Source organism: Amphibacillus xylanus NBRC 15112, from assembly GCF_000307165.1.
In the GTDB taxonomy this organism is placed as follows: Bacteria; Bacillota; Bacilli; order Bacillales; family Amphibacillaceae; genus Amphibacillus; species Amphibacillus xylanus.
Window position 1 is genome coordinate 1,007,996 of record NC_018704.1, and the last position, 12,319, is coordinate 1,020,314.

Below are 12,319 nucleotides of genomic sequence, written 5' to 3' on the forward strand. Positions count from 1 at the left end.
CTAATTAATTCATAATATCCATATTTATTCTTCCGTCTTTAATATCAATGATCCGATCAGCGAGCTGAGCAACCTTTTGATCGTGGGTGATTAAGATAAAAGTTGACTTAAACTCTTCGTTGATTTTCTTCAATAAATTAAAAACGATTTTAGTTGTTTCTGTATCAAGGTTACCAGTGGGCTCATCACCTAAAATGATTTTAGGACGGTTAATTAGAGAGCGGGCGATTGCGGCTCTTTGCTGTTGGCCACCAGACAAATCTGTTGCTTTATTATGTTTAACTTTTGTTAATCCAACTGTTTCAATTAATTCATCAGCCAACTCTAGCGCTTCTTTCGTCACTTTATTATGCTTGATTCGATATGGCATTAAGACATTCTCAAGCACCGTAAACTCAGGGAGCAGGTGATGGAACTGAAAGATAAAGCCGATCGTTTCATTCCGGAGAATCGCCAATTCATCTTTATTCATATTGGCTGTACTTCTACCATCGATGATCACTTCACCACTCGTCGGTGTATCTAGTGTCCCAATGATATTCATCAGCGTTGATTTACCACTACCTGAAGTACCAATAATTGAATTAAACGATGATTCCTCAAAATCTAAATTTATATCAAATAAAACTTGATTCTTTACTTTAGTACCGTAAACTTTTGTAATATTTTTTAGTTCTAGTAGCTTAGCCATTTTTAATCACCTCGATTGGATTCAACTTAGAAGAATTTTTAGCTGGGATAACTGCAGCAACCGTAGTCGCAACAACAGCAATTACAAATGAAATCACGATAAATGGAATATTTAAATTAAATGGCACCAATGCTGTTCCATCAGGATTTTTTACAAAGAATGAAAATGCGTAAGACAAGCCAATCCCGACTGCAACTCCGATCAGACTCCCAACTAACCCTAGCATAAATCCTTGGAATAAGAAGATAAAACTAGCCGTTCGATCCTTAATCCCCATTGCTTTTAAAATACCGAGTTGTTTAGATTTTTGAACAACAGAAATAGCTAGAACTGATGCGATACCGAGTAGCACAGCCAGTAAAACAAATACTTGAATCATATAGCTTGAAATGGATTGACCAGTTAAACCTGATAATAACTGCTCATTTTGATCTTTCCAATTTGTTGTGATTAAATTATCATCCAAATGTGAGGCGATATCCTCCGCTATGACATCAGCCGCAAATACGTCATCAACTTGAGTTTCAATTGCTGAAAGCTGATTTTCCTCATTAAAAAACTTTTGCGCATTATTTAATGGACTGATCATCCAAGATTTGTTCAAACTTGCGACTCCTAAGTCAAAAATACCGACAATCTCTAATTCTACTTCATTAAAACTAGTTGTTAAGAAATTAACGCTATCATTTAAGCTTAGCTCTAAGTCTTTAGCTAAGTTAGTCCCGATCATAATTTCATTTTCACTAGCTGGAATATGTCCTTCAACTAATGAGCTTTCAAAATCATAAATTTGATTGGCTTGTTCAAATTCAAAGCCTCTCATGAGGACAGGGTATGTGTCATCCTCATCTAGCACGATAAAACCAGAACCATCAAATGATTTAGACACAGCAGTTAGTCTTTGATCGTTTTTAAGTTGGTCAAATAATGTATTATCATCTGTAAAATAATTTTGAGTTCCAGCTGCTTCAATGGTAATTTGTGATGAATTCCCAATCGTTGTGTCAACTAAAGAAGCCTGTAAGCCAGTAATTAATGAACCAATAAATATTTGAACCGAAACGCCAATGACAATGCCAATTAGAATAAGTAATGTCTGTCCCTTACTAGATAATAAAAATCGCTTAGCGATACTAAATGCTAGTTTCAATTAAAAAACCTCCTTATGAAGATTTTTTATATCTTCATATGTATGAAGTAAAAAATCTCCGCCTACATCAATATGAGCAGTTGGATTAATCGCAAATGCGCTTCCACCAACTAAGAAGGTTAATTCTTGATCAATGTGTTGTTTGATCGCTTCAATTGTTGATTTTGTCGTTGTTAAATGATAAGTATTTGTCACACTTAGTGAAAGATACTTTGGCTTGATGATGTCGATTGCCTTTAATAATGTAGCATGAGGAGTGAGAGCCCCGATGAAAACAGACTTATAGCCTGCGATTGTAAAGAAATCTGCTACGATTCGAGCACCAAGCTCATGGTGTTCATACTCTGGACACGTCACGATCACACTTTTTTTCGTATCACTCTGCTTTGCTTCTTTAATTACATACGGATAAGCACATTCAATAATCGTTCTGACAATACTACTTCTCACATGCTCACGCCAAATTAATTCATCTGGATCGGAATATTCAGCAATAATATTATTTAATGCTGGTCGCAAAATTTGCTCATACAATTCAACTACAGTGACTTTCTTCTCACTGAGTAAGTTCATGCAGTAAGATAAGGATTTCTCTTTATCTTCATTTTGCAAAAAATGAAGTAGTTTTAGGTAATATTCATTCATAATTCAACGCTCCTTTTAATTAAATAGTGTTCTTTTTGAGGGAAAAAATGCTCCATTTAAAGTAAATAGATCCTGTATCTATCTACCCTAAATGGAGCATATTCAAGCCTGAATTGTTAACCCCGATATTGTTCCATAACTTTTCTAACATAATTCTGTGTCTCACGAAAAGGTGGAATGCCATTATACTTGTCCACATTACCTGGACCCGCGTTATAAGCAGCCAGAGCTAAGCTAGTATTACCATTATATCGATTTAACATTTGTCTTAAGTATTTTGTTCCGCCAAAGATATTTTGTCGCGCATCAAATGAGTTCGTTACACCTAATCCTCTTGCAGTCGCTGGCATCAACTGCATATAACCTTGAGCGCCAGCACGACTCACAGCAAATTGATTAAAGTTTGATTCTGCTTTAATCACAGAACGGATCAACTTCTCATCAATCTGATATGTTTGTGCTGCTTCCTTAATAATTGTATTTAAATCCTTAGAAAGGTTTGCTTCAACTGGTGTTGTAATAGAAGAAGTTTGAGCCAAGATCGACGGACGACCATGAAGTATTTCACGTATAGACATCGCCGATTGTGCTGATATATGTGTTGGCTGATTTAAAGTTTGAGAAAATAAATGATTAAATGAAAGTCCACTGCGCGTTTGATTAACAGGTAAAAATTGATGAATCGTTTGACTTTCAATTAAACTCTGAAGCATTCGAATGTTCATCATAACACTCCTTGTCACAAGTACTATTAAATATCATTTTAAGACAAGTATTGACAATAAGCAACATCAATTGTTTCCATTATAGGTGAATTTATCTCGACATCCAAATAATTTGCTTACATATCATGTTTAATAAAAAAACGACGTAATCCTATGATGAGTAGATGACATGAAAAAAGCACGGGAATTAGTTATTTCCCATGCTTTAGTATCTGTTTAGCTATGCTCCAGCGTGTTGAACCCCTGTTGCTAGTAATTGAACAAGGTCTTTTTTCTTAGTTTGATCAGCTTGTTTCCAAATGAGTTCAAATAGTACACCAAGACCAGGTAACATTTTCTCTTCACCACTTTGAATGGCATCGACAATTGTTGCCTCTAGCTCATCTTGACTATTGTCAGACACATTTGCTAAAATAGCTTTTCTTAAATTCAAATCCATAATTTATCACCTCACATGAAATAATCAGTTGAAAATAGTTTGACCAACTTTAATTCAACTATGTATGATAGAGAAAAAGAATACGATTAAAGGATGAAGTAAATGATCACGTCAGTAAAAAATCAACAGATAAAAAATTGGGCAAAACTAAAACAGAAAAAATATCGCAAAGAACAAGGGTGTTTTATTGTCGAAGGAGAGCATCTTGTTGAAGAAGCATTAAAGAGTGAGTGGGAGGTTGAGACGATTGTCGTTGAATCGACGTTTGAAGCGAGCATTGATTTAACAAATATTCAAGTTGAAACCGTCAGTGATCATGTATTTGCTCACTTAGCACAAACAAAATCGCCACAAGGGATTTTAGCAATTGTTAAAATTAAATCAACACATGATTATGAGAAAAATAGACTCTTATTACTTGATGCTGTTCAAGATCCAGGGAATTTAGGGACAATGATTCGAACAGCAGATGCAGCTGGATTTGATGCAATCATTCTAGGAGATGGAACTGTTGATTTATATAATGATAAAGTTATTCGAGCATCACAAGGCTCAATTTTCCACATTCCAATTATTGAATCGTCACTTGAAGCTGCTATTTTTAACCTACAAGCAGACGGTGTGACTGTTTTTGCATCGACATTAGAGAGAGCTGTACCTGTTCAAACAATTGAATGGCCAAAACAAGCTGGATTAATTGTTGGGAATGAAGGATCAGGTGTTAATCAGACATTCATTGAAAAAGCTGATCAGCTTGTGCACATTCCAATCTACGGCAAGGCAGAATCACTTAATGTTAGTATTGCAGCAGCAATTATGATGTATCAAATGCAACTGAATTAAAAAATAAGCTCCTTAGCATGGGAGCTTTTGTATTATCTAATTCCAGCAGCTTTTTCGACCTGTGCTTGATGTAATGGATCAGGTCTACCATCAACGTGTCGAGTACTATTGCCAAAATAAACATCAAAGTGTCCAGAGATTCCATTGTTAGAAATATACTCGACATCATGAGGCATAAAACTCATACTGGCAGCTAGTTGTCTGCCATCAACCTCAAGAATAATCGCTCGTGTTTTCCACGAAAATCCGCCCCAAATTGATTTAGCTACGTTTGTATCCGCGACGGTATTCGTTTCAGCATCTGCATGATTTGCCCCAATCGTCCTTGTAATATTAAAGCTTTTTCCTGTTTCAATATCAGTTACTTTTGCGGTTTTTCCGATTGTAAAGAGATATTGAGCCTCAGTCCACCAATCTAAATATTCACCATGCTTTTCACTAACAACAGATTTGACGGGAATATGGTGAACCGGTACCTTCAATTGTTGGCCAATGGATAGCATACTTCTTGTCGTTAAATTATTTACCTCTAACAGCTCTTTTTGTGGGATACCATATTGGATACTTAAATTCCAGATGTTATCACCAGAAACGACTGTATGTGTTGTATATGTTACTTTTTTCTCTTCAGTTTGCTGTTGTGTTTCTCCGGTTTGCTCATCTGCAATGATTAATACTTGACCGACTCGGATTAAATCTGAATTTAAGTTATTGTTTGATTTAAGAGCGCTGACTGTAACATTAAACCGCTTTGCAATTGCAGAAAGTGTATCGCCAGCTTTTACAGTATAACGACTTGGTCTCGTTTGTTCTTGATTGATTTCTTGACTTTGTTGTTGAGCGCCAGGGATGGTTAACTTCTGTCCAATTTGCAGTACGACAGAATCTAATTTATTGGCACTTTTGATCGCATCAATCGTCGTGCCAAATTTTTGCGCAATTAAAAATAAACTGTCGCCTGATACGACGGTATAAGTTGTTGCCTTTTGTTCAGTTTGTTCCGCTTGCTCAGGTTGTTGAATTTGTTCAGTCTGCGCTGGAGCAGCTGTATCGTTAACTAATGTAGGAATAATTAGTTTTTGGCCAAGGCGAACTAAATCACTAGATAAATTGTTAGCTTCTTTTATCGAATCAACCGTGACACCATAGCGCTTCGCAAGTACCGATAAATAATCACCCGTCTGAACGGTGTGGTATGCTTTTGGAATAATTAAACTTTGATTAACTTTAATCAGATCTGATTTTAATTGATTAGCCTGCCTGATGTTAGCAATCGTCGAACCAAATCTATTTGCAATCTTCCAAAGTGTGTCCCCGGATTTCACTTGATAATGAATCGAGTCGTTCTGGATTTGTTGACTTGTTTTAGGTGCTGACGCTGCAGAAACGGAATGGTTAGTAAGATTCATTAAAGGAATAGAGGTCAAGGCAATACCACCAATGATCACTTTCATCATTGATACCTTTATATTTGGATATTTCTCTTTAATAATCTTTTTCGCTTGCGTAATAAGATCTTCTTGATTTTCTGCTGATGAGATAAACTCATTGGCAAACTCGTAGCTTGGCTGATCTAAGTAAAGTAGAATTTCATACTCATCACTAGCTTGATTGATCTGCCTGAGTTCAAATCTTTGTATTTGAGTCATATGAGTTGCTCCTTTTTATAGTTATCGCCAATAGTTTTAGATAGAATTTAGATTTTATTCTTTTATTAGAGATCTCGAAACTTAGAATATTGTCTAATTTTTAAAAAAAGTTGCAAAATCATCCGAACTTTTCTATAATGATATGCATATATGAAAAGCATTGAAAGAGCCAGTAAGCTTTTTACTGATCAATGATACAGGGATGCCTTGCCGCGACTGGAAGCAAGCACATTGATAAAAAGCTGAAGTTTCACTCTGGAGCTGACGTTCGGGACCTTGATAGAACAATCAAGTAAAGAACGTTCCGGATTATGTCCGTTACAACAATCAAGTGGGCAATTAATTTTGCCAACTAGGGTGGTACCGCGAAATTTACAAACCTCGTCCCTTTTTTTGGGATTGAGGTTTTTTTATTTTTATTAAAAAAGTGGAACCAGTTCATAAATTTTTTATTTAATTCAAGGAGGTTGTCTTAATGAAAGAGAAATTAACAGCACTGCAAACTGAAGCGCTCGAACAGATAGAACAAGCAACATCTTTAGCTGACTTAGAAAAAGTTCGTGTCGCTTACCTAGGAAAAAAAGGTCCAATCACAGAAGTGCTAAGAGGGATGGGTAAATTATCACCAGAAGAGCGCCCAGTAATCGGTGAGCTTGCTAATAAGGTACGAGGTGCAATTGCTGATGCGATTGAGAAGGAAAAGGCTACTTTAGAAGAAGCTGCATTAAATGAGCGATTAAAAACGGAAACAATCGATGTTACATTACCAGGACGTCCTATTCAAGTTGGAGGCCCGCACTTACTAACACAATTAATTGAAGAGATTGAAGACCTCTTTATTGGAATGGGCTTTGAAGTCAGAGAAGGACCAGAGGTTGAGACTGATTATTATAACTTTGAAGCATTAAATATTCCTAAAGATCACCCAGCTCGAGATATGCAGGATTCATTTTATATTACTGAGGAATTGTTGATGCGTACACATACCTCACCAGTTCAAGCACGTACAATGGGTGAATATAAAGGAAGTAAGCCTGTTAAAATGATTTGTCCAGGAAAAGTTTATCGTCGTGACTCAGATGATGCGACACACTCACACCAATTTACGCAAATTGAAGGTCTTTACGTTGATAAGAATGTTCGCATGAGTGATCTCAAAGGTGTTCTTAATCAATTTGCTAAGCAATTCTTTGGACCAGAACGAGAAATTCGCTTACGCCCAAGCTTCTTCCCATTTACAGAACCGTCTGTTGAGATGGATATCTCTTGTAAAGTTTGTCAGGGAGAAGGCTGTTCTGTATGTAAGCAGACAGGCTGGATTGAAATATTAGGTGGCGGTATGGTTCATCCAAAAGTATTAGAAATGGCTGGCTACGATCCAGAGGTATACAGTGGATTTGCGTTTGGAATGGGACCGGATCGAATTGCGATGTTGAAATATGGTGTTGATGATATTCGCCATTTCTATACAAATGATCGTCGCTTTTTAGAGCAATATCATCAAGCTTAAACGAGGAGGATTAAGATGCAAGTATCTTTAAATTGGTTGAAAAAATATGTAGATCTAGATGGTTATACACCAGATGAATTAGCAAGCCTGATTACAAAAGCAGGAATTGAAGTTGATGGTGTTGCTTATGTTGCAGAGAAAAGCACGAATGTAGTTGTTGGTCATGTGCTCTCTTGTGAGCAACATCCAAATGCTGATAAATTAAGACTATGCCAAGTAGATGTAGGAGAAGAGACATTACAAATTATCTGTGGAGCACCGAATGTAGCACAAGGACAGAAAGTTGCAGTTGCTAAACCAGGAGCGGTACTTCCAGGTAACTTTAAAATTAAAAAAGCCAAATTACGTGGTGTAGAATCACATGGAATGATTTGTTCACTTCAAGAATTAGGTATCAAAGAAGACTACCTGCCAAAAGAAATTGAAGATGGCATTTATGTATTTAATGAAGATGCTGAAATTGGTGCGGAAGTTACTGATTATCTAAACTTAGATGATGCAATTCTTGAATTTGATTTAACACCAAACCGTGCAGATGCGTTAAGTATGATCGGTGTTGCTTATGAAGTAGCAGCAATCCTTGATCGTGAAGTTCGCCTTCCAGAAGAAGAGGTTGAAACAATTGACGAAAAAGCAACAGATCACGTGACCGTTAAAGTAGAAGCAAAAGAGGATAATCCATACTACGGTGCGTTTATTATTAAAGATATTAAAGTAGGTCCTGCACCAAGCTGGATGCAAAATTATCTCATGGCAGCTGGAATTCGTCCGATTAATAACGTTGTCGATATTACAAACTACGTATTACTCGAATATGGTCAACCATTACACGCATTTGACTTTGATAAATTTGGATCAAATGAGGTTGTTATTCGTCGAGCAACTGATCAAGAAAAAATTGTTACGCTTGATGGTGTTGAACGAAAGTTAACAACTGAGCATTTAGTCATTACAAACGGATCTGAACCAACAGCAATCGCTGGTGTTATGGGTGGAGCAGATTCAGAAGTAACTGATGAAACAACAACTGTCTTACTGGAAGCGGCTTACTTTGATCCGAAGCGAGTTCGTATCGGTTCGAGAGATCATCAATTAAGAAGCGAATCAAGCACACGTTTTGAAAAAGGAGTAGATCCAAATCGTGTGAGAAAAGCAGGACTTAGAGCAGCGCGCTTGTTAGCTGAATATGCAAATGGAACGGTGCTCAGTGGAGTTAGTGAATTTGATGAACTAGATCGTTCAGAAAAGCAGATCACAGTAACAGTTGATCGCATCAATAATCGCTTAGGAACAGACATTCAAGCAAGCGAAATTGCGGCTATCTTTGATAAGTTACGCTTCAAATATGTTCAAAACGATGACACGTTTGATATTACGATTCCAACACGTCGTCAAGATATTAGCATCTTTGAAGATATCGTTGAAGAGGTTGCCAGAATGTATGGCTACGATCACTTGCCATACACATTACCTGAAGGGGGCCAACAGGCAGGAAAGTTAACGAAGAACCAGCAATTGAAGCGTTATGTAAAACGATTCATGGAAGGTGCTGGCTTAATGGAGGCAATCACATATTCGTTAACGACAGATGAACGTGCGAAAATGTTAGTTAGCCCAGAGGTTGCAGCAATTTCTAAAAGTGCTGTTCGTTTATCAAGACCAATGACAGAAGAACATAGTACATTAAGACAAAGCTTACTTCCAGAAATGTTGCACGTTTTATCATATAACGTAGCTAGAAAACAACAAAACTTAGGCTACTATGAAATTGGTAAAATCTTTATCGGAAAAGAAGATAAAGTGACATCACAGCCTGAAGAAAAACTGCGCTTAAGTGGAGCGATTACAGGAAAATGGCTCACACATGAATGGCAACAAGAAACAAAAGCAGTTGACTTTTACGTATTAAAAGGAATACTGGATGAGCTATTTGCACGTCTGAACATTACAGCAACATACAAACAAGCTGTAATTAATGAAATGCATCCAGGTCGTACGGCTCAAATTTATGTTGGTGATGTAGCAGTTGGATTTATTGGGCAAGTACACCCAGTTGTAGAGAAAGATTTTGATCTAAAAGAGACGTATGTGTTTGATCTTGACTTAGACTATCTATTCTCAATTCATAATGATGAACCAACGTTTAATAAAATCCCACGTTATCCATCAATTAAGCGTGACATTGCATTAGTTGTTAATGAGTCAGTTACAGCAGCTGAATTAGAAGCAACGATTACAGAAGCAGGTGGCGAGTGGCTTCAGAATGTTCATGTCTTTGATGTTTATCAAGGTAAAAATCTAGAAGCAGGGAAAAAATCAATTGCATTTAGCCTACTATACTTCAACCCAGAGCGAACGCTTAAAGATGAAGAAGTTGAAGCTTCATATGAAGTAATTGTAGAACAAGTTAAAGCTAAACACGATGCAGAATTAAGAGCATAATAAATTATAAAAATGCGTGGTTTTGACAGAACAAATGTTAACTGTCATCGCCACGCATTTTATCGGTTGTACAATATATAACGATGGTGAGTTTGAAAACTTACTAACGTTATTTTTATTTTAAGTAAGCATTTATCATATAATCAGAATAGTTTTATTCACACATACAACAACGGTCGAATTGAAGGGATTAACAACCAGATCAACGTACTAATAATTAGCAAATATTCTCGACATTAAGCCCGAGCGTCTTAATTAAAATTTCCTCTCATCAGAATTGCCCAACATATCACTCACTAAAAATAAACAGCAACAGTCTTATTTTAAATAAGCTGTTGCTTTGTTTGTATTGGCAAAATGAACTTTGGCGATATTTTGTAAAAATGCTTCACCTTTATCACGAATAATATAACTGGCGGCTTGATCGACTTTTGCTGATGCGCCTTTAGGTAAAGTGAAACCAACATTTTTACTTAAACGATCCATCTCTTGGACAAATCTAGCACGTGCTAGGATTGAAGCGGTCGCTACTGCAATTGAATGACTCTCTGCTTTCGTTATAAAGTAAGTTGATTCTGGTAATTGCTTATTTTCTTTTTTCAAATGATTGATATAAACGCCTGGTTCTGAGAATTGATCGATTAAAATTCCATCAGGTTTAGTTGGAGAAATCTTTTTTAATAATGAATTGATTACCGCATCATGCATCATCGTTTTCATTTTACCTTGGGTCCAACCACGTGCTTGTAATTGGTTATACTTTGGATTTGGTAATACCATTGATGAGTAAGGAATCTCACAAAGTAATATATCTTGAGCTATTTTCTCAATACTTTGGTCGGTTAAATTTTTTGAGTCACGTACACCAAGCTCGCGCAGTAGCTCAATTTGATCACTTCTGACATAGGCCGCGGCTACTGTAATCGGTCCAAAATAATCACCCGTTCCAGCTTCGTCAGAGCCGATAATTGATTGTGTAAATAAGCTCGGACTAGGGCTGTAATGATGTGTTTGAGCCGCTTCTGAATTGGACTTCTTCTTAGTCGCTTCTTTACCATCCCAGCGGCTAGCTTCCTGTTCAGAATTTCCGCCTTGAAAAAGGACTTTTCCAGATTTATATGCAGTAATCGTTGTTTGATTAACTTTAGCTGAAAAAAGAGCGTGCGGTGGTGTTTGTTTAAGTGAGGATTGGTAATACTCTTTCATCTTATTTATTGTTTGTTCGGAAACTATTTTTACAACATGCCCCATACGCTCACCTCGAAAATGAATATTTTGTCTATTATATCAAATAAACCGTTAATAGAATAGTTCCATAAATAAGCTGTTCATGTTAAGATAATGTGTAGAGTGAATAAAAGGGGGAATTAGTGTGTCCCATGTACAAAAAACACGAACAACTGTTGAGATCTATGGCCGCACTTATACGATCGTTGGCGACGCAGACAAACATCATGTCCGTCTAGTCGCAAGTATGGTTGATGATAAGATGAAAGAGATTTATCAAGCTAATAAAAGTCTAGATACGACTCGATTAGCAGTTTTAACAGCAGTAAATACGATGCATGATTATCTTAAGCTACAAGCAGATTATGAAGAACTACTAAAAAAAATAGAAGAGAAAGAGGAACATTAGACTCATGTTAGATTTAATTTTACTTGGATTACTCGTTTTAGGTGTTTTTCGTGGCTTAAAACGTGGTCTTATCTTACAATTATTTCATTTTACAGGCTTTTTTATCGCCTTCTATATCGCAACAAAATTCTACGACAATTTAGCTAGTCATTTAGAAATGCTCATTCCTTATCCAAGGATCTTGGCAGAAGATTGGGCCTTCTTTAGTGAATCATTATCACTTGAAAATGCATACTACAATATGATCTCATTTGCTATGTTATTCTTTATTGCAAAAGTAGCAATGAGCATCATCAGCTCAATGTTAGACTTCGTCGCAGAATTACCTGTGTTAAACATCGTTAATGGTGGACTTGGTGCGTTATTCGGTTTTATCGAACAATATCTCATTTTATTTATCGTTATTTACGTTGCATCTCTATTACCACTTACGATGATTCAAAATTTATTAGAAAACTCAAGTATGGCACGATTTATGATTGAACAAACACCTGTTTTTTCAGAACAAATCAAAACATTATGGTTTGAACATATCATTAACAGTTAACCCTTGACCTAACACGTACAAGGGTTTTTCTTGTAAAAATAT

General features: G+C 36.4%; 12 protein-coding genes and 1 other annotated feature. Of the genes, 5 read left to right on the top strand and 7 right to left on the bottom strand.

Annotated elements, in window-relative coordinates; genetic code table 11:
- Positions 1–4: 4 nt before the first annotated feature.
- From AXY_RS04955 to sspI, 5 genes are all read right to left on the bottom strand, one after another.
- On the bottom strand, positions 5–691 hold the full coding sequence (locus tag AXY_RS04955) for an ABC transporter ATP-binding protein (RefSeq protein WP_015009694.1): 687 nt from the start codon (positions 689–691) through the stop codon (positions 5–7).
- Complete coding sequence (locus AXY_RS04960) at positions 684–1,841, bottom strand: ABC transporter permease (RefSeq protein WP_015009695.1); 1,158 nt, start codon at positions 1,839–1,841, stop codon at positions 684–686. The genes AXY_RS04955 and AXY_RS04960 overlap by 8 nt, the downstream gene beginning before the upstream one ends.
- The gene (locus tag AXY_RS04965; RefSeq protein WP_015009696.1) at positions 1,842–2,486 is read right to left on the bottom strand and encodes a cobalamin B12-binding domain-containing protein; all 645 of its coding nucleotides are present in this window, start codon (positions 2,484–2,486) and stop codon (positions 1,842–1,844) included.
- Positions 2,487–2,602: 116 nt separating this feature from the next.
- Positions 2,603–3,214: a lytic transglycosylase domain-containing protein gene (locus AXY_RS04970; protein ID WP_015009697.1), complete on the bottom strand. Its 612-nt coding sequence runs from the start codon at positions 3,212–3,214 to the stop codon at positions 2,603–2,605.
- Positions 3,215–3,431: 217 nt separating this feature from the next.
- Positions 3,432–3,650 carry a small acid-soluble spore protein SspI gene (sspI, locus tag AXY_RS04975; RefSeq protein WP_015009698.1) on the bottom strand — a complete coding sequence of 73 codons (219 nt, stop codon included), beginning with the start codon at positions 3,648–3,650 and terminating at the stop codon, positions 3,432–3,434.
- Between the two features lie 102 nt (positions 3,651–3,752).
- Between sspI and AXY_RS04980 the strand changes: the two genes are divergently transcribed.
- Positions 3,753–4,493, top strand: a complete 741-nt coding sequence (locus AXY_RS04980; protein WP_015009699.1) for a TrmH family RNA methyltransferase — start codon at positions 3,753–3,755, stop codon at positions 4,491–4,493.
- A gap of 32 nt (positions 4,494–4,525) precedes the next feature.
- Here the strand turns inward: AXY_RS04980 and AXY_RS12550 are convergent, their stop codons facing one another.
- The gene (locus tag AXY_RS12550) at positions 4,526–6,142 is read right to left on the bottom strand and encodes a LysM peptidoglycan-binding domain-containing protein (protein WP_015009700.1); all 1,617 of its coding nucleotides are present in this window, start codon (positions 6,140–6,142) and stop codon (positions 4,526–4,528) included.
- 151 nt (positions 6,143–6,293) lie between these two features.
- Positions 6,294–6,534 (top strand) — a binding site (T-box leader).
- Between the two features lie 83 nt (positions 6,535–6,617).
- On the opposite strand from AXY_RS12550, the gene pheS reads away from it, so the two are divergent.
- Together pheS and pheT are read left to right on the top strand one after the other, a co-directional pair.
- A complete protein-coding gene (pheS, locus tag AXY_RS04990) occupies positions 6,618–7,652 on the top strand; it encodes a phenylalanine--tRNA ligase subunit alpha (protein WP_015009701.1) in 1,035 nt (344 codons plus the stop codon).
- A gap of 15 nt (positions 7,653–7,667) precedes the next feature.
- The gene (gene pheT, locus AXY_RS04995) at positions 7,668–10,094 is read left to right on the top strand and encodes a phenylalanine--tRNA ligase subunit beta (RefSeq protein WP_015009702.1); all 2,427 of its coding nucleotides are present in this window, start codon (positions 7,668–7,670) and stop codon (positions 10,092–10,094) included.
- A 318-nt stretch (positions 10,095–10,412) separates the two neighbouring features.
- Here the strand turns inward: pheT and rnhC are convergent, their stop codons facing one another.
- Positions 10,413–11,345: a ribonuclease HIII gene (gene rnhC / locus AXY_RS05000; RefSeq protein WP_015009703.1), complete on the bottom strand. Its 933-nt coding sequence runs from the start codon at positions 11,343–11,345 to the stop codon at positions 10,413–10,415.
- A gap of 121 nt (positions 11,346–11,466) precedes the next feature.
- Between rnhC and zapA the strand changes: the two genes are divergently transcribed.
- Both zapA and AXY_RS05010 read left to right on the top strand, forming a co-directional pair.
- Positions 11,467–11,730, top strand: coding sequence for a cell division protein ZapA (gene zapA / locus AXY_RS05005; RefSeq protein ID WP_015009704.1), 264 nt, complete (start codon positions 11,467–11,469; stop codon positions 11,728–11,730).
- A gap of 4 nt (positions 11,731–11,734) precedes the next feature.
- Positions 11,735–12,277 (top strand): CvpA family protein, encoded by a 543-nt coding sequence (locus AXY_RS05010; protein WP_015009705.1) that lies wholly within the window; start codon positions 11,735–11,737, stop codon positions 12,275–12,277.
- The last annotated feature ends 42 nt before the right edge of the window (positions 12,278–12,319 follow it).

What these genes read in the sequence shown, in the direction of transcription:
- AXY_RS04955 (WP_015009694.1), bottom strand. Translation starts at nt 691, where the DNA reads ATGGCTAAGCTACTAGAACTAAAAAATATTACAAAAGTTTACGGTACT.
- AXY_RS04965 (WP_015009696.1), bottom strand. Translation starts at nt 2,486, where the DNA reads ATGAATGAATATTACCTAAAACTACTTCATTTTTTGCAAAATGAAGAT.
- AXY_RS04970 (WP_015009697.1), bottom strand. Translation starts at nt 3,214, where the DNA reads ATGATGAACATTCGAATGCTTCAGAGTTTAATTGAAAGTCAAACGATT.
- sspI (WP_015009698.1), bottom strand. Translation starts at nt 3,650, where the DNA reads ATGGATTTGAATTTAAGAAAAGCTATTTTAGCAAATGTGTCTGACAAT.
- AXY_RS04980 (WP_015009699.1), top strand. Translation starts at nt 3,753, where the DNA reads ATGATCACGTCAGTAAAAAATCAACAGATAAAAAATTGGGCAAAACTA.
- AXY_RS12550 (WP_015009700.1), bottom strand. Translation starts at nt 6,142, where the DNA reads ATGACTCAAATACAAAGATTTGAACTCAGGCAGATCAATCAAGCTAGT.
- pheS (WP_015009701.1), top strand. Translation starts at nt 6,618, where the DNA reads ATGAAAGAGAAATTAACAGCACTGCAAACTGAAGCGCTCGAACAGATA.
- pheT (WP_015009702.1), top strand. Translation starts at nt 7,668, where the DNA reads ATGCAAGTATCTTTAAATTGGTTGAAAAAATATGTAGATCTAGATGGT.
- rnhC (WP_015009703.1), bottom strand. Translation starts at nt 11,345, where the DNA reads ATGGGGCATGTTGTAAAAATAGTTTCCGAACAAACAATAAATAAGATG.
- AXY_RS05010 (WP_015009705.1), top strand. Translation starts at nt 11,735, where the DNA reads ATGTTAGATTTAATTTTACTTGGATTACTCGTTTTAGGTGTTTTTCGT.